This window comes from Polaromonas sp. CG_23.6 (assembly GCF_029892315.1).
Classification (GTDB): Bacteria; Pseudomonadota; Gammaproteobacteria; order Burkholderiales; family Burkholderiaceae_C; genus Polaromonas.
Window position 1 is genome coordinate 3,433,497 of the sequence record NZ_JARXUY010000001.1, and the last position, 22,126, is coordinate 3,455,622.

15 protein-coding genes, 1 tRNA gene, 1 other RNA gene and 2 pseudogenes are annotated in these 22,126 nt (G+C 57.6%); 11 read left to right on the forward strand and 8 right to left on the reverse strand.

What is annotated here, in order from left to right; translation table 11 throughout:
• The first annotated feature begins 63 nt into the window (after window positions 1–63).
• The 8 genes from H4V98_RS16275 to H4V98_RS16310 all read left to right on the forward strand — a co-directional run bounded on the left by H4V98_RS16275 (window position 64) and on the right by H4V98_RS16310 (window position 11,370).
• Window positions 64–3,540: a response regulator gene (locus H4V98_RS16275; protein WP_196864598.1), complete on the forward strand. Its 3,477-nt coding sequence runs from the start codon at window positions 64–66 to the stop codon at window positions 3,538–3,540.
• Between the two features lie 3 nt (window positions 3,541–3,543).
• The gene (locus H4V98_RS16280) at window positions 3,544–4,443 is read left to right on the forward strand and encodes a CheR family methyltransferase (RefSeq protein WP_196864599.1); all 900 of its coding nucleotides are present in this window, start codon (window positions 3,544–3,546) and stop codon (window positions 4,441–4,443) included.
• A complete protein-coding gene (locus H4V98_RS16285; RefSeq protein ID WP_196864600.1) occupies window positions 4,443–5,042 on the forward strand; it encodes a chemotaxis protein CheB in 600 nt (199 codons plus the stop codon). Before H4V98_RS16280 ends, H4V98_RS16285 begins: the two co-directional genes overlap by 1 nt.
• On the forward strand, window positions 5,036–6,244 hold the full coding sequence (locus H4V98_RS16290; protein WP_196864601.1) for a hybrid sensor histidine kinase/response regulator: 1,209 nt from the start codon (window positions 5,036–5,038) through the stop codon (window positions 6,242–6,244). Before H4V98_RS16285 ends, H4V98_RS16290 begins: the two co-directional genes overlap by 7 nt.
• A gap of 98 nt (window positions 6,245–6,342) precedes the next feature.
• Window positions 6,343–7,447, forward strand: a protein-coding gene (prfB, locus tag H4V98_RS16295; protein ID WP_196864602.1) for a peptide chain release factor 2 whose coding sequence is annotated in 2 segments (ribosomal slippage) — window positions 6,343–6,423 and window positions 6,425–7,447 — 1,104 coding nt in all. Because the reading frame shifts where the segments join, the coding sequence is not laid out codon by codon here.
• A gap of 51 nt (window positions 7,448–7,498) precedes the next feature.
• On the forward strand, window positions 7,499–10,222 hold the full coding sequence (gene pepN, locus H4V98_RS16300) for an aminopeptidase N (RefSeq protein ID WP_196864603.1): 2,724 nt from the start codon (window positions 7,499–7,501) through the stop codon (window positions 10,220–10,222).
• Window positions 10,223–10,274: 52 nt separating this feature from the next.
• Window positions 10,275–11,282, forward strand: coding sequence for a class 1 fructose-bisphosphatase (locus H4V98_RS16305; RefSeq protein WP_196864604.1), 1,008 nt, complete (start codon window positions 10,275–10,277; stop codon window positions 11,280–11,282).
• Window positions 11,283–11,294: 12 nt separating this feature from the next.
• Window positions 11,295–11,370: transfer RNA gene (locus tag H4V98_RS16310), tRNA-Thr, on the forward strand.
• Window positions 11,371–11,535: 165 nt separating this feature from the next.
• Here H4V98_RS16310 and H4V98_RS16315 read toward each other — a convergent pair.
• The 8 genes and pseudogenes from H4V98_RS16315 to ompA all read right to left on the reverse strand — a co-directional run bounded on the left by H4V98_RS16315 (window position 11,536) and on the right by ompA (window position 17,526).
• Window positions 11,536–11,889, reverse strand: coding sequence for a hypothetical protein (locus tag H4V98_RS16315; protein WP_196864605.1), 354 nt, complete (start codon window positions 11,887–11,889; stop codon window positions 11,536–11,538).
• Window positions 11,890–12,290: 401 nt separating this feature from the next.
• A pseudogene (locus H4V98_RS16320) lies at window positions 12,291–12,584 on the reverse strand (integrase core domain-containing protein); the annotation flags it as partial.
• Between the two features lie 16 nt (window positions 12,585–12,600).
• Window positions 12,601–13,680, reverse strand: coding sequence for an IS110 family transposase (locus tag H4V98_RS16325; protein WP_280757434.1), 1,080 nt, complete (start codon window positions 13,678–13,680; stop codon window positions 12,601–12,603).
• Window positions 13,681–13,974: 294 nt separating this feature from the next.
• Window positions 13,975–14,861 (reverse strand): annotated as a pseudogene (locus H4V98_RS16330) (IS3 family transposase); the annotation flags it as partial.
• 150 nt (window positions 14,862–15,011) lie between these two features.
• Window positions 15,012–15,398, reverse strand: a transfer-messenger RNA (tmRNA) gene (ssrA, locus tag H4V98_RS16335).
• A gap of 12 nt (window positions 15,399–15,410) precedes the next feature.
• The gene (locus tag H4V98_RS16340; protein WP_196864847.1) at window positions 15,411–16,076 is read right to left on the reverse strand and encodes an HAD-IA family hydrolase; all 666 of its coding nucleotides are present in this window, start codon (window positions 16,074–16,076) and stop codon (window positions 15,411–15,413) included.
• The gene (gene ubiG / locus H4V98_RS16345; RefSeq protein WP_196864848.1) at window positions 16,073–16,822 is read right to left on the reverse strand and encodes a bifunctional 2-polyprenyl-6-hydroxyphenol methylase/3-demethylubiquinol 3-O-methyltransferase UbiG; all 750 of its coding nucleotides are present in this window, start codon (window positions 16,820–16,822) and stop codon (window positions 16,073–16,075) included. The genes H4V98_RS16340 and ubiG overlap by 4 nt, the downstream gene beginning before the upstream one ends.
• A 68-nt stretch (window positions 16,823–16,890) precedes the next feature.
• Window positions 16,891–17,526 carry an outer membrane protein OmpA gene (gene ompA / locus H4V98_RS16350; protein ID WP_196864849.1) on the reverse strand — a complete coding sequence of 212 codons (636 nt, stop codon included), beginning with the start codon at window positions 17,524–17,526 and terminating at the stop codon, window positions 16,891–16,893.
• 258 nt (window positions 17,527–17,784) lie between these two features.
• Here ompA and gyrA point away from each other — a divergent pair, with 258 nt between their 5' ends.
• From gyrA to serC, 3 genes are all read left to right on the forward strand, one after another.
• A complete protein-coding gene (gene gyrA, locus H4V98_RS16355) occupies window positions 17,785–20,451 on the forward strand; it encodes a DNA gyrase subunit A (RefSeq protein WP_196864850.1) in 2,667 nt (888 codons plus the stop codon).
• 86 nt (window positions 20,452–20,537) lie between these two features.
• On the forward strand, window positions 20,538–21,023 hold the full coding sequence (locus H4V98_RS16360; RefSeq protein WP_231374875.1) for a DUF2059 domain-containing protein: 486 nt from the start codon (window positions 20,538–20,540) through the stop codon (window positions 21,021–21,023).
• Entirely contained in the window at window positions 21,020–22,126 is a 1,107-nt protein-coding gene (serC, locus tag H4V98_RS16365) for a 3-phosphoserine/phosphohydroxythreonine transaminase (RefSeq protein WP_280757716.1), read from the forward strand. The genes H4V98_RS16360 and serC overlap by 4 nt, the downstream gene beginning before the upstream one ends.

A 22,126-nucleotide genomic window follows, 5' to 3' on the forward strand; every position in this document is an offset into this window, starting at 1 on the left:
GAAACGACCGCGCCATAGGGCAAACTTGACGCTTTGCACCCACGGGCACCAAGCCTGATGTTCATGAATCCTTCCCAACCCGTCAGCCAGGACAGCTTTCGCCGCATCCTGTCCCGCAACATCAGCTTTCCGCTGGGGCTCGGCGCCCTGAGCGCCGTGCTTTTCCTGGTCTTGATCGCCTACCTGCTGTCCGTCTTGAACGGGGTGGAACATTCCGAGCGGGTCATTGGCAACGCCAACCAGGTGGCTCGGCTGAACTCGGAAATGGAATCAAGCATGCGCGGCTATCTGGTGGCCGGCGACGAATCCTTCCTGCAGCCCTACGAGTTGGCAATTTCCGGCTTTGACAGCGAGGTCGCGTCACTGTCCGCCATGGTCAGCGACGACCCGCTCCAGGTGACCCGACTGCAGCACATCATCGGCCTGCAGCAGCAATGGAACGAGTTTGCCAAGGAGGCGATTGCCCTGCGCCGCAGCAATCTGGACTATGTGGCCCTGGCGCGCACCAGCCGTGGCAAACGCCTGAAAGAGGAGATTCGGCAAGAACTGGCGGGCTTCATCACCCGGGAACAGCGGCTGCTGATGGAGCGCAATGAAGCGGCGCGCAGCACCACGATCTGGAGCGTGCTGGCTTACCTGCTGTTCACGCTGGGGGTCAGCGGCCTGCTGGCGTTTCGGGGACGGCGCGAACTGCTGGACCTGTCGGTCAATTACAACGAAGTGCTCAAGCAGCAGGCCGATCATGCCGTCCAGCTCCAGCAGCAGGCTTGGTTGCGCAGCGGCCAGACGCGACTGGCCGAACAGATGCTGGGCCAGCCGGACATGGCGCGGCTGGGACGCAGCGCGCTGGCATTTCTGACGCATTACCTGGATGCCCCGGTGGCTGCGCTTTACAGCCAGGGCAGCGATGGCGCGCTCAGGCGCGTGGCCGCCCACGGCTTTACCCCGGCAAGCGAGGCCATTGAGCAGACTTTCTACGGCACGCAGGGTCTGGTGGGCCAGGCGGCGCTGGAAAATCGCATGATCCGGCTGGACGATGTACCGCCCGACTACCTGAAAATTTCGTCTGGACTTGGGCAGGCCACGCCGCGCCATGTGCTCGTGGTGCCGCTGCACCACGATGCGCAGGTGACGGGCGTGGTCGAGCTGGCCTTTTTGCGAAAACTGCAGCCGCGCGACATGGAACTGGTGGGGCTGGTGGCCCACACCGTTGGCACTGCGCTGCATGGTGCGGTCTACCGCCAGCGCCTGCAGGATGCGCTGGTCGAAACGCAGCAGCTCAATGAAGAGCTGCAGGTGCAGCAGGAAGAATTGCGCACGGCAAACGAAGAGTTGCAGGAGCAGTCGCAAATTCTGCTGCAGTCGCAGGCGACGCTGGAAAACCAGCAGGCCGAACTGGAGCAGACCAACGAGCAACTGGCCGAGCAGGCCATGTCACTGGACCACAAAAATGCCGCGCTGCGCCAGGCGCAGGCCGACCTGGAAGCGCGCGCCGAGGAACTGACGCGCGCCAGCCGCTACAAGTCCGAGTTTCTGGCCAACATGTCGCATGAGTTGCGCACGCCGCTGAACAGCTCGCTGATTCTCGCGCGTCTGCTGTCCGAAAATCCGAAAGGCAACCTGACCGACGAGCAGGTGCGGTTTGCCCAGTCGATCCATTCGGCGGGCAACGACCTGTTGAACCTGATCAATGACATTCTGGACATCTCCAAGGTAGAAGCCGGCAAGCTCGAACTGGTGCCGGAACAAGTCACGCTGGCCACCCTGGTCGATGCACTCAAGACCAGCTTCGAGCCGCTCGCCCGGCAGAAAAACCTCATATTTGAAGTGCAGATTGCACCGGGCACGCCGGCAGCCCTGCTGACCGACCGACAGCGGGTCGAGCAGATTTTAAAGAACCTGCTGTCGAATGCGCTCAAGTTCACCGAAAGCGGCGCTGTGCGTTTGCTGGTGGCGCCCGAAGCCGCCGGCGGCATTGCGCTGGCGGTGCAGGATTCGGGCATTGGCATCCGCCAGGAGCAGCAGGACATTATTTTCGAAGCCTTCCGCCAAGCCGACGGCACCACCAGCCGGCGTTACGGTGGCACCGGGCTGGGGTTGTCGATCTCACGCGACCTGAGCCTGCTGCTGGGCGGCTCGATTTCCGTGCAAAGCGTTTCCGGCCAAGGCAGCACCTTCACGCTGCACCTGCCGGCCACCCTGCCCGCGCCGCTTGTCGATTCGCCTGACCAGCCGCCAATCCCCGCTCAGCCTGTCGTTCAGTCCGCTGGCCAGGCGCCGGCCCAGTCAACGCCACCTCTCCCATCGCCGCCTGCGTTGCCCGCTTTTGCCGATGACCGTTTGATGCACGGCAAGGGCCGGGTGGTGCTGGTGATTGAGGACGACGCGGTCTTCGCCCGCATTTTGTACGATCTGGCGCACGAACTGGGTTTCAACTGCCTGGTGGCGCACAGCGGTGAAGACGGGTTCTTGCTGGCCGAAGAGTTCCTGCCCGATGCGGTACTGCTGGACATGGGACTGCCGGACCGCTCGGGCCTGTCGGTGCTGCAGCGCTTCAAGGAAAATCCGAAAACACGCCATATTCCGGTGCATGTGGTGTCCGGGCAGGACCACCGCGAAGCCGCCCTGCTGCTGGGCGCGGTGGGTTATGCCGTCAAGCCGTCGAGCCGCGAACAGCTCAAAGAGGTTTTCACCACCCTGGAAAACAAGCTGACGCAAAAGCTCAAGCGCGTGCTGCTGGTGGAAGACGATGAACTGCAGCGTGAAAGCGTGATGCGGCTGATTGCCGACGACGAAGTCAACATCACCGCCGTGCGGACCGGCGCCGAGGCGCTGGCGCTGCTGGCCAGCACCATCTTCGACTGCATGATCGTGGACCTCAAGCTGCCCGACATGCAGGGCAATGAACTGCTCAGGCGCATGTCGTCGGACGATATCTGCTCGTTTCCGCCGGTTATCGTCTACACCGGCCGCAGCCTGAGCCGCGCCGAAGAGGCCGACCTGCTGAAATACTCGCGCTCCATCATCATCAAGGGGGCGCATTCCCCCGAGCGCCTGCTCGATGAAGTCACACTGTTTCTGCACAAGGTCGAGTCCAGCCTGTCCGCCGAACAGCAGCAACTTCTGAAAACCGCCCGCAGCCGCGACGAGGTGTTCGAGGGCCGCAAAATCCTGCTGGTCGACGACGACGTGCGCAACATTTTTTCGCTGACCAGTGCGCTGGAGCAAAGGGGCTTTTGCGTCGACATTGGCCGCAACGGCTTTGAAGCGCTGGAACGACTCGAAGAAGTCCGGGACATCGAGCTGGTGTTGATGGACATCATGATGCCGGGCATGGACGGACTTGAAGCCATGCGCCGCATCCGCCAGAATCCACGCCTGCAAAAGCTGCCCATCATCGCGGTGACCGCCAAAGCCATGAAGGACGACCAGGAACAGTGCCTCGCAGCCGGCGCCAACGACTACCTGGCCAAACCTATCGACCTGGACCGGCTGTTTTCCCTTCTCAGGGTGTGGATGCCTGCGGGTGGGCGGATTTGAGCCATGTCCAAAAAAATTAGCCTGGCAGCACCACCCGCAGCGATCGCCGAGGCGGCCGAAGCCGGCAATGCATTTCAGGTCACCACGACCGACCTCGAGCTCAAACGCCTGACGGAGGCGATTTATTTGAAGTACAGCTACGACTTCCGCGACTATTCCGCCGCCTCGCAAAAACGCCGCGTGCTCTATGCACTGACGCAACTGGCCTGCCCGAGTATTCCCGAACTGCAGTCCCGGGTGGTGCACGACCCCGGGGTGTTCCAGCAGGTGCTCCAGTACCTGACCATACCGGTCAGTGAAATGTTTCGCGATCCGTCTTTTTTTCTGGCTTTGCGCCAGCAAGTGGTGCCGCACCTGCGCACCTACGCGTCCATCAAGGTGTGGATTGCCGGATGCAGCACCGGGGAAGAGGTGTATTCGCTGGCCATTTTGCTGCGGGAAGAAGGCTTGCTGGAGCGTTCGCTGATCTATGCCACCGACATCAATCCTGCGTCTTTGGACAAGGCGCGGCAAGGCATCTTTGCACTGAGCAGCATCCGCGGCTTTACCGCTAACTACCAGCAGTCCGGCGGCAAGCAGGCCTTTGCCGACTATTACACCGCGGCCTACGCAGCCGCCATTTTCGACAAGTCGCTGGCAGCCAATATCGTCTTTGCCGACCACAGCCTGGCCACGGACAGCGTGTTTTCGGAAACCCAGCTGGTGCTGTGCCGCAACGTACTGATCTATTTCAACAAAAAATTGCAGGACCGCGCCTTTGGACTGTTTCACGAATCGCTGGGACATCGCGGTTTCCTGGGCCTGGGCAGAAAGGAAAGCATTGATTTTTCCAGCTATGCCACCCGCTTCGAGCCACTGGCACGCGCCGAGCGGATTTTTCGCAAGCGGCCGGGGCTGGCGTGATGAACGAGATCATTCAGGCGAAATTGCTGCGCATCAAGGCGGTGGTGATCGGTGCTTCGGCCGGCGGCGTTGATGCGCTGATGGAGATACTGCCCGGACTGCCAGCCAGTTTTGGTTTGCCGCTCGTGGTGGTGTTGCACCTGCCCGAAAGCCGTCACAGCCAGCTGGCAGAAATTTTCGGGCGGCGCAGCTCCCTGCAGGCGCGGGAAGCAGCGGACAAGGAAACCTTGACGCCGGGGACGCTTTACTTTGCGCCATCGGGCTACCATCTGCTGGTCGAAACTGACCATTCGCTGTCCCTGAGCTGCGAGGGGCATGTGCATTTTTCGCGCCCCTCGATCGATGTGCTGATGGAATCGGCCGCCGACGCCTACGGCCCGGGTCTCGCCGGAATCTTGCTGACCGGCGCCAATTCGGACGGTGCCCGGGGGCTGGATAAAATTGGCCGACAAGGGGGCCTGAGCGTGGTGCAAGACCCTGCTGAAGCGCGCATGCCGGCGATGCCTGAAGCGGCCATCCGCCTGCGCCAGCCCGATCTGATTCTTGATTTGAAAAGCATCCACAGCCTGCTGCTGGAAATGGGAAAGAATTCATGCTGAACGACAACAACGTCAACGTCCTGATCGTTGACGACCTGCCCGACAACCTGCTGGCGCTTGAGGCCGTCATCCGCCTGGAAGGCCGGACGATTTTTCAGGCGTCCAGCGGCGAGGAAGCGCTGGCTTTGCTCTTGAGCCATGAATTTGCGCTGGCCATCCTGGATGTGCAAATGCCGGGCATGAACGGATTTGAGCTGGCCGAACTGATGCGCGGCACCGAAAAAACGCGCCACATCCCGATCGTTTTTGTCACGGCGGCTGGCAAGGAGTCGAACTTCGCCTTCAAGGGCTACGAAAGCGGCGCGGTGGACTTTTTGTACAAGCCGCTCGATGTGCAGGCGGTCCAGTCCAAAGTGAATGTATTTGCCCTGATGTACCGGCAGCGCCTGGAAACCCGGCGCCAGGTGCTGGCGCTTGAAAAAAGCCGGCAAGAGCAGGAAGCCCTGCTGGCGAACCTGCAGACCACGCAGATGGCGCTGGAAAAAGCCTTGAAGCTGCGTGACGAATTCATGTCCGTGGTGGCGCATGAACTGCGAACGCCGCTGAACACGCTCTTCATGGATGTCCAGATGCGAAAAATGCTGCTGGACCGCGGCAAGATTGCCGTTTTTGATGCTGCCTACCTTGAAAAAATGGTCACGCGCGACCAGCGCCAGGTGCAGAGCATGGTGCGCCTGATCGACGACATGCTCGATGTCACGCGCATCCGCAGCAACCACCTGTCGATTCGCCCCGCCCTGTTCGACCTGCAAGCCATGTTGGGCCGCGTGGTGGGCAACCTGAACCTTCAGGCACAGGCCGCAGGCAGCGCCATTACCTTGCATGCCGACCAGCCGGTGACCGGTTGCTGGGATGAATTCAGGATTGAGCAGGTGGTGACCAACCTGCTGACGAATGCGCTGCGCTATGGCAACGGCAAGCCGGTGGAAGTCAGCGTGGTGCTGCTGGGAGGCAGCGTGGCCATCCAGGTTCGCGACCAGGGAAAGGGAATACCCGTTCAGGACCAGCAGCGCATTTTTGACCCGTTCGAGCGGGCAGTGGGTCAGGACGACAGCACGAGCGGCCTGGGACTGGGGCTGTACATCACCCGGCAACTGGTGCAAGCGCACGGCGGAACCATCAACGTGAAAAGCCAGGAAGGCGAAGGCTCGCTGTTCAGCGTCATGCTGCCGCTGACCGTGCCTGCCACCGCGCGCCCGTGAACTGCCCCCGCGCAGGTGCTCGAGCGGTCACGCGGCGCATGGCCAGGGAGCATGAGAAAATGGCCGATTGAATTCAGACAACGACAGGACTTTTCCCCATGGACGCAGAACACATCAACACCATTTCCAACCAGATCGAGGACCTGAGCAATCGGGTGACTGAACTCAGGGGGTATCTTTGACTACCCTGCCAAAGCCCGAAAACTGAACGAAGTCAACGCCGCACTTGAAGACCCCAAAGTCTGGGACAACCCGAAGCGCGCGCAGGAACTCGGCCGTGAGAAAAAATCGCTCGAAGACGTGGTGCTGATCCTGGACCGGCTGGAGCAGGAACTTTCCGACAACACCGAGCTGTTCGAAATGTCGAAGGACGACAACGACGAAACCGGCATGCGTGCCATTGAGGGCGAAGCCGCCAAGGTGGCCATAGAAGTCGAGAAGATGGAATTCCGCCGGATGTTCAACAACCCGGCCGATCCGCTCAATTGTTTTCTCGACATCCAGTCCGGCGCCGGTGGCACCGAAGCCTGCGACTGGGCCAGCATGCTGCTGCGCCAGTACCTGAAGTACGCCGAGCGCAAGGGGTTCAAGACCACGATCGAAGACGAGTCCGCAGGCGACACCGCCGGCATCAAGGGCGCGACCATCAAGATCGAGGGCGAGTATGCCTTTGGCCTGCTGCGCACCGAAACCGGCGTGCACCGGCTGGTGCGCAAGTCGCCGTTCGACTCGTCGGGCGGACGCCACACGTCGTTTGCGTCGGTGTTTGTCTATCCCGAGATTGACGATTCAATCGAGATCGACATCAACCCGGCAGACGTTCGCACCGACACCTACCGCGCCAGCGGCGCCGGCGGCCAGCATATCAACAAGACCGATTCGGCCGTGCGCCTCACGCACATCCCGACCGGCATCGTTGTGCAGTGCCAAGAAGGCCGCTCGCAACACGGCAACCGCGATGTCGCCTGGAAGCGCCTGCGCTCGCGGCTGTATGACTTCGAGTTGCGCAAGCAGCAGGAAGCGCAGCAAAAGCTCGAGGACACCAAGACCGACGTGGGCTGGGGCCACCAGATCCGCAGCTATGTGCTGGACAACAGCCGCATCAAGGACTTGCGTACCAACTACGAAACCTCGGCGACGCAAAAGGTGCTTGACGGCGACCTGGATCAGTTTATCGAGGCGTCGCTGAAGCAAGGCGTCTGATGGCAGTTTCGGCCGCCCGTTTTGAATTTCTGGATTTTTGAGGAACCCCCCATGCTGCAAATGCTTGACGGAACAGGACCCGGCGCCGCCGTGGTCATCAACCGCGCCGACTACCGCGCGCCGGCCTACTGGATCGACACGGTCGATCTGTGCTTTGACCTGGACCCGGTCAAAACGCGCGTACTCAACAAGATGACGCTGCGCCGCAACCCCGAGGTGCCTGCGCAGCCGCTGCGGCTGGACGGCGAGGAACTCAACCTGTCGCGGGTTCAGGTCAATGGCCAGGGAACGTCGTTCAAGATGGAAGGCGGCCAGCTGGTGCTATGCGACCTGCCCGACGCGTTCGAGCTGGAAATCTTCACCACCACCTGCCCGTCCAAAAACACCAAGCTGATGGGCCTGTACGTCAGCAACGACTCGTTCTTCACGCAGTGCGAAGCCGAGGGTTTCCGGCGCATCACCTATTTTCTCGACCGCCCGGACGTGATGGCGAGCTACACCGTCACGCTGCGGGCCGACAAGGCGAAATACCCGGTGCTGCTGTCCAACGGCAACCTGGTGGCGCACGGGCCGCTCGACAACGGCCCGAACGGCGAGCGGCATTTCGCCAAATGGGTCGATCCGCACCGCAAGCCCAGTTACCTGTTTGCCTTGGTGGCCGGTCAATTGGTGGCGCGCGAGCAGCGCATCACCACGCGCGCCGGCAAGGACCATTTGCTGCAGGTCTATGTGCGGCCAGGCGACCTGGACAAGACCGAGCACGCCATGGTGTCGCTGATGCATTCGGTCGCCTGGGACGAAGCGCGCTTTGGCTTGAAGCTTGACCTGGAGCGCTTCATGATCGTTGCCACCAGCGACTTCAACATGGGCGCGATGGAAAACAAGGGCCTGAACATCTTCAACACCAAGTACGTGCTGGCGAACCAGGCCACCGCCACCGACGTTGATTTCTCGAACATCGAAAGCGTCGTCGGCCACGAATATTTTCACAACTGGACCGGCAACCGCATCACCTGCCGCGACTGGTTCCAGCTCAGCCTGAAAGAAGGCCTGACGGTGTTTCGCGACCAGGAGTTCTCGCAGGACTTGTGCGCCGCACCTTCGGCCCGCGCCGTCAAGCGCATCGAGGACGTTCGGGTGCTGCGCACCGCCCAGTTCCCCGAAGACGCCGGCCCAATGGCGCACCCGGTGCGGCCTGACAGCTACATCGAGATCAGCAACTTCTACACCGTCACCATCTACGAAAAAGGCGCCGAAGTCGTCCGCATGATGCAGACGTTGGTCGGTCGTGAGGGCTTCGCCAGGGGCATGACGCTGTATTTCGGGCGCCACGACGGCCAGGCGGTGACCTGCGACGATTTTGCGCAGTCGATTGCCGACGCCAACCCGGAATCCGATCTGGCGCGGCTGCTGCCGCAGTTCAAGCGCTGGTACGCCCAGGCCGGAACGCCACGGCTGCAAGCGCAAGGCGTGTACGACGCCGCCGCGCGCAGTTACACGCTCACGCTGGCGCAAAGTTGTGCGCCCACGCCAGGCCAGCCGGCCAAGGAACCGTTCGTGATTCCGGTCAGCCTGGGCCTTCTCGGCGCGGACGGCCAGGATGTGCCGCTGCAACTGGACGGCGAAAGCGTTCCGGCTAAAGGCACGCGCACCGTTGTGCTGACGCAGGAGCACGAAAGCTTCACCTTCGTCAACATCGACGCCGAACCGGTGCCGTCTATCCTGCGCGGCTTCACCGCACCGGTGGTGCTGGAATTTGCCTACACCGACGCCCAGCTGCTGCACCTGCTGGCGCATGACAGCGACCCTTTCAACCGCTGGGAAGCCGGCCAGCGCCTGGCTGTCAACCAAGCCGTTATCGCTATTAAATCCATAGCGATAAGTACAGGCGCATCATGCGCAAACGTGCTAAATGATGCTTATCTTGACGCCATGCGCAAGGTATTGCGCCATCCATCGCTCGATTCAGCCTTCAAGGACCTGGTGCTGACGCTGCCGTCGGAAACCTACCTGGCCGAGCAAATCGACGTGGTTGATCCGCAGCACATCCATGCCGTGCGCGAAGCCATGCGCCAGCAGCTAGCCACTGCACTGCAAGCCGACTGGGAAGCGGCATACGAAGCGAACCACGACACCGGTGCCTACACGCCCGACCCGGTGTCGAGCGGCCGGCGCGCGTTGGCCGGCATGGCATTGACGCACCTGTGCCTGGCCGCGCGGGAAAGTGGCGACACCGTTTGGCCGGGCAAGACGCTGCAGCGCTTCAAGGACGCCGGCAACATGACCGACCGCTTCAACGCGCTGGCGGCTTTGGTGTCAAGCAGCCATGCGCTGGCGGCCCAGGCACTGGCCCTGTTCCATGCCATGTTCAGGGGCGAGCCACTGGTCATCGACAAATGGTTCAGCCTGCAGACTGGCGCGCCCGACCATGGCGGCAATATCCTTCCGGCCGTCAGGCAACTCATGAAGCATGCTGACTTCAGCCTGAAAAACCCGAACCGCGTGCGCAGCGTGGTCAGCACCTTCTGTCAGGGCAACCCGGCTGGTTTTCACCGGCTTGACGGCGCCGGCTACACCTTCTGGTGCGAACGCGTCATCGAACTCGACGCCATCAACCCGCAGGTCGCCGCCCGGCTGGCTCGCGCGCTGGACCGCTGGAGCAAGCTGGCCGAACCCTACCGCAGCCAGGCACAGCAGGCGATTGCCCGAGTTGCCGCCCGCACCGACCTGAGCAAGGACACGCACGAAGTGGTCACACGCGCCTTGGGCCATTGAGCCGGCGTGCGATGCAATGACCCAACCCCCTACCCTGTCAACGGAGTTCCTGATGCCCAAAAACATTTCCCTCACCCGCTACCTGGTCGAGCAGCAGCGCCTCGACGGACACATTCCGCCTGAGTTGCGCCTGCTAATCGAAGTGGTGGCCCGCGCCTGTAAAGGCATCAGCCAGGCCGTCAACAAAGGTGCACTGGGCGACGTGATGGGCACGGCAGGCAGTGAAAACGTACAGGGCGAGATTCAGAAAAAGCTAGACATCATCGCCAACGAAGTGCTGATCGAGGCGAACGAATGGGGCGGTCACCTGGCCGCCATGGCCTCGGAAGAAATGGACAGCATCTACGTCGTGCCCAACCGCTACCCGCAGGGTGAATACCTGCTGATGTTTGACCCGCTCGACGGCTCCAGCAATATCGATGTCAATGTCAGTATCGGCACCATTTTCAGTGTGCTGAAAAAGGCCGAGGGCAACCATGGTGTTGAGGAAAGCGATTTCCTGCAGGCCGGCTCGAGCCAGGTGGCGGCCGGTTATTGCGTCTATGGTCCACAGACCACCTTGGTGCTGACTGTGGGCGACGGCGTCGCCATGTTCACGCTGGACCGCGAACAGGGCTCGTTCCTGCTGACCGAGGAAAACGTGAAGATTCCTGAAAATACGCAGGAATTCGCCATTAACATGAGCAACATGCGGCACTGGGACGAGCCGGTCAAACGCTACATCGACGAATGTTTGCAAGGCAAGGAAGGCCCGCGCGGCAAAGACTTCAACATGCGCTGGATTGCCTCCATGGTCGCCGACGTGCACCGCATCCTGTGCAGGGGCGGCGTATTTTTATACCCGTGGGACAAGCGCGAACCGGAAAAAGCCGGCAAGCTGCGCCTGATGTACGAAGCCAACCCAATGAGCTGGCTCATTGAGCAGGCAGGCGGCGCTGCCACGAACGGCAAGCAGCGCATTCTCGACATCAAGCCAACCAAACTGCACGAACGTATTAGCGTGATCCTGGGCTCTAAAAATGAAGTAGAACGGGTTACCGGCTACCACTCCGGGCTATAATCAGAGGCTAAAGCCGGTGTAGCTCAGTCGGTAGAGCAGCTCATTCGTAATGAGAAGGTCGGGTGTTCGATTCATCTCTCCGGCACCAAATTAGATAAGGGTTCATTGCTATGAAAATAGCAATGAACCCTTTTTCTTTGGCGGGTATGTAAGAGTGGATGTAAGACGATTCCAGAAATTGAGTCCTGCACCAGACGAAGGAAAACCCGCTCGCGGCGGGTTCTTCGCTACTTTGCAAACGTATTTTGTGCAGTCATTTCATTGTTACTTTTTTGCAGTTGCTTTTGATTTGCGCTGTTTCTATAGCTTCAACCTCACCCTTGTATTTGGCTACATCGCCTGCATGGTCGCCTGACAACTTGCTGGCAGGGATTAAAACCAAAAAGACAGTTGCCGCATCAAGGTTGGCTTTGTTGTCTTGTTGCTTTGAATAATCCGTTAACTTTGTCCGAGCGTCTGCCATGCTATCGGTAAGTTGCGAGCAAGTCTGACCCATGTATTTTTCATGGGAGACGAAAGACGCAGATATGCTTTCTGGCCGTGTCGCACATCCAACAATGATTAAGGCAAGACCCAACGCAAAAAATTTGAAGCTAGAAGCAATCATTCGATTTCCATATTGAAACAATAATAGTGTTTACAATTCAAATTGTAACAAGACTTCCATCAGGTTAGCTCACGTTCTAAGTTTTTGGATGTTTAAGCCAACTTACCGTTAGTGAATCTTGTCATGCGCAATCTGCTGGCGCTTGCATCAGCTAGGCCTTGCGTGAAGGTAGGGCATCAAGGTGCGGGCAGCATCAACGTGTAACCGCATCGGTGCACGAGTAGTGTTCATCAGCGCCAATCGCCATTGCAGCAGGTTTTGCGTTTCAGGCCGGCTATTTTCTCAGGTGCGGTTTGTTGCGACAGCCTGCGGGCCTTACTGCACCTTTGCGGGCACCTCCCACATTGTTTTACTGGCCTGGGTCTGACCTTGCCCCTGGATTCCGTATCCCATAACCGAGCTCATGAGTTGGCTTGCCTGGCAAGCCATTCGCTTTCGAATTGCATCGGGCTGACATATGCCAGCGTTGAATGAAGCCGGACTTTGTTGTACCAGAGCAGCCACGCGATAGTTTCATCCTTGGCTTGGCGCCGGGTCACGAAGCGTTGCCCGTGCAAGCGCTCGACCCGCAGCGAGCCGATCAGCGTTTCGCTGCAGGCATTATCCCAACAGCTGCCACGCCGGCTCATGGAACTTGTGATGCCGTACTCTTTGAGCGCGTCCCTGAAGGCGCCGCTGGCGTACTGGCTGCCCCTGACGCCCTTCTGTTTGTCAAGCGGCAATTTGAGATTGCGCAATTTCTTTTGCGCGTTGACGGATCAGGCCAAATACCTCCCGAGCAATGAAGCGTTTGAGGCAACGGATCGCCTCCAGCTTGGAGTGACCTTCAGCGACTCGGCGGGCGACATAGGCCTGCGAACGCGGATCAGTGCGAAGCCGTCCAATGGCAATGATGTGCAATGCGCTGTTCGCGGCTCGATCGCCGCCGCGATTTAGGCGATGACGCGTGACCTTGCCAGACGAGGCCGGCACCGGGCTGACGCCGCACAGCGCGGCGAAGCTCGCTTCAGAGTTGATTCGTTCAGAATTGTCGCCAGCGGTCAGCAGGAGTTGGGCAGCCGACTCCTTTCCAATCGAGTTGCACGCCAGAAGATTTGGGGCCAGCTCTTGGACGATGGCGCCGATCATCACGTCCAGGTCGGCAATCTCATCGTGCAGCTCAAGATAGCGCCGACCCAGCGACTTGAGGCCGATCCGGTAGGTAGATGCGACACGGCGATAGTCCGACAGATCGGGTCGCCAGGCGGCCAGCGTCCTGATCAGTTGCATGCGCGTCATATTTCGCAGCGGCTCGCGCAGTTCATCAGGCGCGCAGATGATCGTATTCTGAATGAGCTGCAAGGCCACCTTGCGCGCCGCGATGGCCGTCTTGCGGCAGACCTTAAGGACTCTGAGGGATTCGATCATCCCATCTCGCGTTTTGGGGGTAACGGTGCGCTTGCCGGCAAATGCGGCGTGCGCTGCATTCTCAGCGTCCAGGTCGTCGTCCTTTCCACGGCGACGGCGATCCTGTTTATCTGGCGAAGTGACCTCCAGGACTTCGATCCCGGCAGCTTGAAGATGGCGCAGCAGACCAGCGCCATAAGTGCCGGTCGATTCAACCCCCACCCGCAAGACATCGCCCAATGAGCTCATCCATTGCACCATCTGCCGATAGCCTTGCCGCGTGGTGGCGAAACTCTGCGTCCCGAGGACCTGGTCACGCTCATCAACAACAGACGCGACATGAAGGTCCTTGTGGGTATCGACCCCGCCGACCACGCGCCTGCCAGTGTTTGACTTTTCTTCCATGGTTAACCTCCAGGCTTGAACAAGACAAAAAAAACAGCTTGGCCACGACCGAATGCCTGGGAACAGGACAGTAAGGAGACAAAACCGTCAGGCCCTTCTTGGGTGACACGCATCAGCGAGGCAAAGCCCCGCTGCAAGATGCTCCTGGGCGGCCGACAGGTCCGGGGAAAGACACAGGCGGTCAGTCAGAGTGGGGGTCAAGCCACCCAGGCGCAATTCGCAGCACCAACCCCAGTTGGTCTATCGCTGTGTGAGTCAGACCGCCCAGGAACAACTGGCACTGATATTCTTACTGTCACTATGAAACAGCACCCCGGCGTGCTTGCCCGGGTGGCGCTTGAACCAGGCCATGCGCAGCGCGTCGATGACGATGTTCGACGTCATGTCCTCGCGCAGTGACCAGCCCACCACCTGGCGGCTGAACAGGTCAATCACCACGGCCAGAAACAGCCAGCCCTCATCGGTCGCGATATATGTGATGTCGCCGACCCCGACTTTGTCGGGTTCGGCCACGCTGAACTCGCGGTTCAGCAGGTTTGGCGAGATTGGTAACTTGTGATTGCTGTCGGTGGTGACTTTGAAGCGCCGTTTGCCTTTGGCGCGAATGCCGTGCAACTGCATGAGATTTTGCACCCGCTCTTTGCCCATTGACACACCGCGTGCCACCAACTCACGCCAGATGCGCGGCCCGCCGTAAGCAGCACGTGTCTCGGCGTTCAGGGCCTTGATATGCACCAGCAGCGCCTCGTCGCTCAGGTGGCGCCTCGGCGCACCGCTGGCACGGCGCACCAGGTGCGCGTGGTAGCCAGCCGCGCTGACCTGCAATACGCGGCACTGCACCGAAACCGGCCAGGAATGCCGGCGTTGCTGAATAAAGGCGTACTTCAAATCAACCCTCTTACGAAGTACGCCGTCGCTTTTCCCAGGATATCGCGCTCCATCTTCACGCGCGCCAGCTCGGCCCTGAGCCGGCTGATTTCCATTTTCTCAGCACTTACAGGCGCTTTGCTGTCCGATCCCGTGAGTTTGCCATGCCGATGGGCCTTGACCCAGTTAAACAGCGTCTGATCGACAATGCCCAGCGTGCGCGCCACCGCCGAGATTCTTTGGCCGACCTCCACCACCCGGACTGCTTCTTGTTTGAATTCGAGCGTGTAGCGCGCCCTTGAGGTTTTCGTCATTTGCGTTTTCCTTGCTTGGATTGAACCACTCGGCAAGGGATGGGTTTTTCAGGGGCAAGATCAAAGTCCGCAAGAACCCTCTTGAACCCCCGTAGGCACGCAGGCACACGAAAAAAAAATCCAACCGGAAGACCGATTGGATTTGATATATGGTGGAGCTGGGGGGATTTGAACCCCCGTCCGCAAGCCTTGTTCGGGCAGATCTACATGTTTAGCGGTCTGATTTGAGTCTTGCCACCTGTATCGCACAGTCGCATGCTATACAAGACGCCAGCACCCTATTTTCTCGCTCCAAGTTAAGGTACCCAACCCAGAGCCAGCCGATAAAATTATCTTTACAGCCTGGAATCTTTAACTTGCGCTAAATGCCCCTTGCCCAGCCCATCGGCCTGCTGTTGTAAAGCTCACAAGCAATTAAGCTGCGAGTGCGAAACGTTCGTCGTTTGCAGTTAGTTTTTTTGAATCAGTTTTACGAGCACACTCAGCTCGACATGCACCACGCCGCGTCCGAACCCACGTCGAAACCAATGCAGCCCCAAGTTTCCTATCTTAAATCATTTTTAATAAATTTAAAAGTTCTAAAGGCTTGGTGATCGTGTAATCAGCATTCCAGCTTTCCGTATCGCTTACGTTTCCCAAATAACCATAAGCAGCAGCTACTGTCGGCATGCCAGCCGCGCGCCCTGCGATGATGTCGCGCTTATCATCACCGACGTAAACGCAACGGTTAGGGGGCAAGGAAAGTTGGCGTGCCGCTTCTAGCAAGGGGGCGGGATGCGGCTTTGAATGAGGAGTTGTATCACCACTGATGATTGTCTGAGCTGTCGTGAAAAGTGACATTGCCCCAGTCAATGGAAGTGTAAATCGGGCTGCCTTATTGGTAACTACACCCCATTTAAATCCAGAATTACAAATCTGATCGATCAGTTCGGCTACTCCATCAAATGCATAAGTATTTTTTACCAGTCGAACTTCATAGTTCGACAAGAACTCTTCTTTCAAAGCCTCGAATGCTGAATCTTGAGGAGTCAATCCAAAAGCTATGGCGATCATTCCTCTAGCGCCAGCACCTGCCATTGGGCGGTACAGCGATAGAGGAAGGGACTCCAAGGATCTATCGGTACGCATTTTGTCAGCTGCTGCACCCAAGTCCGGAGCGCTATCGATCAGCGTACCGTCCAAATCAAACAATATTGCATTTATGTTGTTTATCATGACACTGTCCGCTTGCCTTCAGCATGACTTAATTCATGCTGAGGTTTTTGCGTAGCCACAAGATAATTAACACTGGTATTGGCGCTCAACCAATAACGGCGCGTCAATGGGTTGTATTCAAGGCCTTTAGTCTGCACGAAATCAAGATCAGCGGCACGATAATAGCGGGCAAGATCGCTGGGCTTGATTAACTTCGAATATTCATGCGTGCCACGAGGCAGCATATTAAGCACGTATTCTGCGCCGACTATTGCAAAGAGAAAGGCTTTGGCATTTCGATTAATGGTCGAAAAAAACACGTAACCAGTCGGTTTGACCAAAGCTGCACAGGCTTTTACTACTGCTGCTGGATCAGGTACATGCTCAAGCATTTCCATGCAGGTGACTACATCGAAAGTGCCTGGCTGCTCTGCCGCAAGTGCTTCGGCACTGACTTCTCGGTACTCGACGCCGTGGGTCTGAGCCTCAAGCGCGTGAAGTTGAGCTACTTTCAATGCCTTGCTTGCCAAGTCAATTCCAAGCACACTGGCGCCTTTGCGTGCCATTGAATCTGCCAGAATCCCGCCACCGCAACCCACATCTAATACACGCAGACCATTCAAAGGAACAAGACTTGCAATCCAGTCAAGCCTCAAAGGATTGATTTCGTGTAGTGGACGAAACTCACTTTCTTTGTCCCACCAGCGGTGGGCAAGGTCTGAAAATTTAGCCAATTCGGCTGGATCGAAATTTTTGGTTATAGGCATTGAACCATTATCGTTGAGACATAAAAAAACCGCGCTGACGCGCGGTTTTTTAGGTGATCCAAAAAGGATTATTTGTTTGCGCGGGTACCAACGACTTCGATTTCTACGCGACGATTCTTTGCGCGGCCTTCAGCGGTTTTGTTGTCAGCCACGGGCTGCTTCTCGCCTTTACCTTCGGTGTAAACGCGGTTCTTCTCAATTCCCTTGGACACCAGATAAGCTTTGACAGCTTCTGAGCGGCGAACCGACAGTTTCTGGTTGTATGAGTCGCTGCCAACAGAGTCGGTATGACCGACAGCAATGATGACTTCAAGGTTGATGTCCTTGATCTTGCCGATCAGATCATCCAGCTTTTCCTTGCCTGCAGGCTTGATCACCGACTTGTCAAAGTCAAAGAAAGCATCGGCAGCGTATGTGACCTTGGTAGCAGCAGGCGGAGCGACAGGAACAACAGCAGCAGGAGCAGCTACAGGAGGAGCAACAACCACAGGGGCAGGCGCTACGACAGGAACAATAGCACCATCGCAACCTGGAGCAGCAGTTGCTGGGGTCCAGAAGTTGTCACGCCAGCACAGTTCGTTGGTGCCGTTTTTCCAGACCAATTCGTTGTTGCCGTTTTTCCAGTTGTCGATTGTTTGCGCACCAGCGGCGGTAACAAGCGCTGCGGAAGCAAACAACATTGCCACTTTGTTGAGTTTGTTCATGATTCTCCTCTAGAGAAAAGCCGCAGACTTGCTGCGATTATTAAGATTACACGCCCCAAGTGACCATCACCTGAGGAGTTGGATTGATTGTGCCACACACATTCTGGCCTTCAAGCCCGCTGTAGCCTTCGTCTGACACAGAACCGCGTTTCTTCTAAATATGTTGCAGACCTGCCACAAACCAGCCGTTTTAAACTGGCGCCTTAAAATCAAAGTACTTTTCTTTCTAATCTCGACACTTCATAAACCAGGCCTTTAATGACACAGTTCGCAAAAGAAACCCTGCCCATCAGTCTAGAAGAGGAAATGCGAAGAAGCTACCTCGACTATGCGATGAGCGTTATCGTGGGTCGGGCACTGCCTGACGCTCGTGATGGACTCAAACCAGTACACCGGCGCGTGCTGTTCGCCATGCATGAGTTGAACAATGACTGGAACCGGCCGTACAAGAAGTCCGCTCGCATTGTTGGCGACGTCATTGGCAAGTACCACCCACACGGTGATCAGTCGGTTTATGACACCATTGTCCGCATGGCTCAGGACTTTTCACTGCGCCATTTGTTGGTGGATGGACAAGGCAATTTCGGCTCGGTCGACGGCGACAGCGCTGCCGCGATGCGTTACACGGAAATCCGGCTGTCCAAGATCGCACACGAACTACTGGCTGATCTGGACAAGGAAACGGTTGATTTCGGCCCTAACTATGACGGCAGCGAGCAGGAACCCCTGGTCATGCCGACACGCCTGCCCAATCTGTTGGTCAATGGCTCCGGAGGCATTGCCGTGGGCATGGCAACCAATATTCCGCCGCACAACCTGAATGAAGTGGTGGACGCTTGCCTTCATTTGCTAAAACATCCGCAAGCGTCCATTGATGAGCTGATGGAAATCATTCCTGCACCGGACTTCCCAACCGGCGGAATCATTTATGGCATCAATGGCGTCAAGGATGGCTACCGCACAGGGCGTGGCAGAGTTGTGATGCGTGCGAAATGCCACTTCGAAGACATTGACAAAGGGCAGCGTCAGTCCATCATCGTCGATGAACTGCCTTATCAGGTCAATAAAAAGACGCTCCAGGAGCGCATGGCCGAATTGGTTCACGAGAAGAAAATTGAGGGAATCAGCCACATCCAGGACGAAAGCGACAAGTCTGGGATGCGTCTGGTCATTGATCTCAAGCGCGGCGAAGTGCCTGAAGTGGTTCTGAACAATTTGTACAAGCAAACGCAGTTGCAGGATACTTTCGGCATCAACATGGTGGCATTGATAAATGGCCAACCCAAACTGTGCAACCTGAAAGACCTGATTCAGGTCTTCATCTCACACCGCCGCGAAGTCGTGACACGCCGTACCGTGTTCACACTGCGCAAGGCACGCGACCGTGGTCACGTACTGGAAGGCTTGGCCATCGCACTGGCCAATATCGACGAGTTCATTGCCATCATTCGCAATGCGCCGACGCCGCCCGTGGCGAAAGCAGAACTGATGACCCGGACTTGGGACAGCAGCTTGGTACGTGAAATGCTGACTCGTGCGCGGATCGATGGCGGGATCGTCAATGCAGACGATTACCGTCCTGACGGACTTGAAGAGTCATTTGGCATGGGGAGTGACGGTCTCTACCGTCTGTCAGAAACCCAAACGCAGGAAATTCTGCAGATGCGGCTTCAGCGACTGACGGGTCTGGAGCAAGACAAGATAGTTGCTGAATACAAGGAGGTCATGGCCGAGATTGACGACCTGCTCGATATCCTGGCCAGGCCGGAGCGGGTTTCCACCATCATTGGCGAAGAACTGGGCGCCATCAAGCTGGAATTTGGTCAGACCAAGCTAGGCGCGCGGCGCAGCCATATCGAGCACAGTTCGTTTGACCTGAGCACAGAAGACCTGATCACCCCGACAGACATGGTGGTCACACTGTCGCATACGGGCTATATCAAGAGTCAGCCCCTCTCGGAATACCGGGCCCAAAAGCGTGGCGGTCGTGGAAAACTGGCCACCGCAACCAAGGAAGACGACTGGGTTGACCAGTTGTTCATTGCCAATACCCATGATTACATCCTTTGCTTTTCAGACAGGGGCCGGCTTTACTGGCTAAAGGTATGGGAAGTACCAGCGGGATCGCGCGGCTCGCGTGGCCGGCCGATTGTCAACATGTTCCCGCTACAGGAAGGTGAAAAAATTACCGTCGTGCTGGCACTGACAGGGGAAAAACGCAGCTTTCCTGCTGACCAGTATGTTTTTATGTCCACATCCATGGGAACGGTCAAAAAAACGCCGTTGGATGACTTCAGCAACCCGCGCAAGGGCGGCATCATTGCAGTGGCGCTGGACGAAGGTGACTATTTGATCGGCGCTGCCCTGACAGATGGAAAGCACGACGTGATGCTGTTCAGCGACGGCGGCAAAGCGGTTCGATTTGATGAAAATGATGTCCGCCCGATGGGCCGCAATGCACGAGGTGTCCGGGGAATGAATCTGGAAGAGGGTCAGCGGGTCATTGCCATGCTGGTTGCAGAGGATGGCGAACAAAGTGTGCTGACAGCCACCCAAAACGGTTTTGGCAAGCGCACCTCCATTACCGAATACACCCGTCATGGCCGCGGCACCAAGGGCATGATTGCCATTCAGCAAAGCGAACGCAACGGCAGGGTCGTTGCTGCAACACTGGTTCACGCAGACGATGAAATCATGCTGATCACCGACAGGGGTGTATTGGTGCGCACCCGCGTCAGCGAGATTCGTGAAATGGGACGCGCAACCCAGGGTGTTACGCTGATAGGCTTGGATGAAGGCTCCCAACTCAGCGGCCTCCAGCGCATTGTCGAAAATGATGCGGCGCTGGAAGAGACAGACGAAAACCTTGATACCGATACTGAAAACGACGCAGGCAGCGATGCCGTCAACCCGGAACAAAACTGATGAAAAAACTTATCACTACGCTGGCGTTTGCAAGCCTTGCCCTTGGCACGGGCCTGCATGCTCAAACCATTGATGCCAAGACCGAATTGGCAGCCAAGGTCGTTAAGCTTCAGCAAGGGCCGGAACTTGACCGTCTGATCGCCCAACTGGCAGGCAGTACTACGCAGGAACTGATCGCCAGCTGGGGGCCCCGGCTGGAAACGAATGTGACCAAGGCCAACCAGCAAAAAGCGTCGGAAGCACTGAATGCCGAACTCAAGAAGTATTCTGACGATGCCAACCAGCTTATTTCCAAGCAGGTCAGCAAAGTCAGCACCGATGTTCTGGTGCCTGCCTATGCCGAGCGTTTTACGCTAGAGGAACTGCAGCAGATCGCCACCTTCTTCGAATCACCCGCCATCAGGAAATATCAGGCCAGTTCACCTGAGCTTGGGAATATGTTCGTTCAGAAACTTGTTGATGCCTCACGGTCAGATGTGCTGGCTCGGGCCAAGCAATTTGATGCAGCAGCGCTGAAAATTGTCGGTGGACCTGCCGCAGCACCCAAGGCCAGCCCGCCTGCCAAGAAATGACGCGGCCCTTCAACTTCTCGGCGGGCCCTGCCAATTTGCCAGAAGCTGTGTTGAAGCAGGCAGCCGCCGAGATGCTCGACTGGCATGGCAGCGGCATGAGCGTGATGGAAATGAGTCATCGAGGCAAGGAATTCATTTCGATTTACGAAAACGCTGAAGCAGATTTCCGCGAACTGATGGTTGTTCCCAAAAATTTCAAAATACTTTTCATGCAGGGCGGGGGACTGGCAGAAAACGCCATCGTCCCGTTGAACCTGTCGCGCGGTGGTTCAGCTGATTTTGTTGTTACGGGTAGCTGGAGCGACAAGTCACAAAAGGAAGCGCGCAAATATTGCGATGTCCAGGTTTCTGCCACAACGGAAAGCCGCGCCTTTACCAGCCTGCCGCCGCTGGATACCTGGCAGTTGCGCCGCGATGCCAGTTATGTGCACATCTGCACCAACGAAACCATCCATGGGGTCGAGTTTCAGGAGTTGCCAGATCTGAGGGCACTGGGAAGCGACGCACCTTTGGTGATTGATTTTTCATCGCATGTGGCCTCTCGGCCCGTTGACTGGTCCAGGGTTGGCCTCGCTTTTGGCGGCGCGCAAAAGAATCTGGGACCTGCCGGCGTGACCTTGGTGGTGGTGCGCGAAGACTTGTTGGGCCATGCCCTTTCTGTTTGTCCAAGTGCCTTTAATTACAAGACTGTGGCGGACAACGAGTCGATGTACAACACCCCGCCAACCTATGCGATCTATATTGCAGGATTGACCTTTCAGTGGCTGAAACAGCAAAGGGAAGGCAAGGCAACGGGCATCAAAGCCATTGAAAAGCACAATGCGGCCAAGGCGCAACTGCTGTATGACGCCATTGACAGTTCCCAGCTGTACTTCAACAAGGTCAGCAAGGACTGTCGCTCGAGGATGAACGTGCCGTTCTTTTTGCGCGACGAGTCACGCAATGATGCCTTTCTGGCGGGTGCAAAAGCACGTGACCTGCTGCAACTGAAAGGCCATAAATCCGTAGGCGGCATGCGCGCGAGTATCTATAACGCCATGCCATTGGCAGGTGTTCAGGCACTGGTGAATTATCTCCAAGAATTCGAACAAAAACACGCCTGA

Coding starts and splice junctions, on each gene's coding strand:
- H4V98_RS16280 (WP_196864599.1), top strand. CDS start 3,544: ATGTCCAAAAAAATTAGCCTGGCAGCACCACCCGCAGCGATCGCCGAG.
- H4V98_RS16305 (WP_196864604.1), top strand. CDS start 10,275: ATGCCCAAAAACATTTCCCTCACCCGCTACCTGGTCGAGCAGCAGCGC.
- ubiG (WP_196864848.1), bottom strand. CDS start 16,822: ATGCCTATAACCAAAAATTTCGATCCAGCCGAATTGGCTAAATTTTCA.
- H4V98_RS16285 (WP_196864600.1), top strand. CDS start 4,443: ATGAACGAGATCATTCAGGCGAAATTGCTGCGCATCAAGGCGGTGGTG.
- H4V98_RS16325 (WP_280757434.1), bottom strand. CDS start 13,680: ATGGAAGAAAAGTCAAACACTGGCAGGCGCGTGGTCGGCGGGGTCGAT.
- H4V98_RS16340 (WP_196864847.1), bottom strand. CDS start 16,076: ATGATAAACAACATAAATGCAATATTGTTTGATTTGGACGGTACGCTG.
- gyrA (WP_196864850.1), top strand. CDS start 17,785: ATGACACAGTTCGCAAAAGAAACCCTGCCCATCAGTCTAGAAGAGGAA.
- H4V98_RS16290 (WP_196864601.1), top strand. CDS start 5,036: ATGCTGAACGACAACAACGTCAACGTCCTGATCGTTGACGACCTGCCC.
- serC (WP_280757716.1), top strand. CDS start 21,020: ATGACGCGGCCCTTCAACTTCTCGGCGGGCCCTGCCAATTTGCCAGAA.
- H4V98_RS16275 (WP_196864598.1), top strand. CDS start 64: ATGAATCCTTCCCAACCCGTCAGCCAGGACAGCTTTCGCCGCATCCTG.
- pepN (WP_196864603.1), top strand. CDS start 7,499: ATGCTGCAAATGCTTGACGGAACAGGACCCGGCGCCGCCGTGGTCATC.
- H4V98_RS16315 (WP_196864605.1), bottom strand. CDS start 11,889: ATGATTGCTTCTAGCTTCAAATTTTTTGCGTTGGGTCTTGCCTTAATC.
- ompA (WP_196864849.1), bottom strand. CDS start 17,526: ATGAACAAACTCAACAAAGTGGCAATGTTGTTTGCTTCCGCAGCGCTT.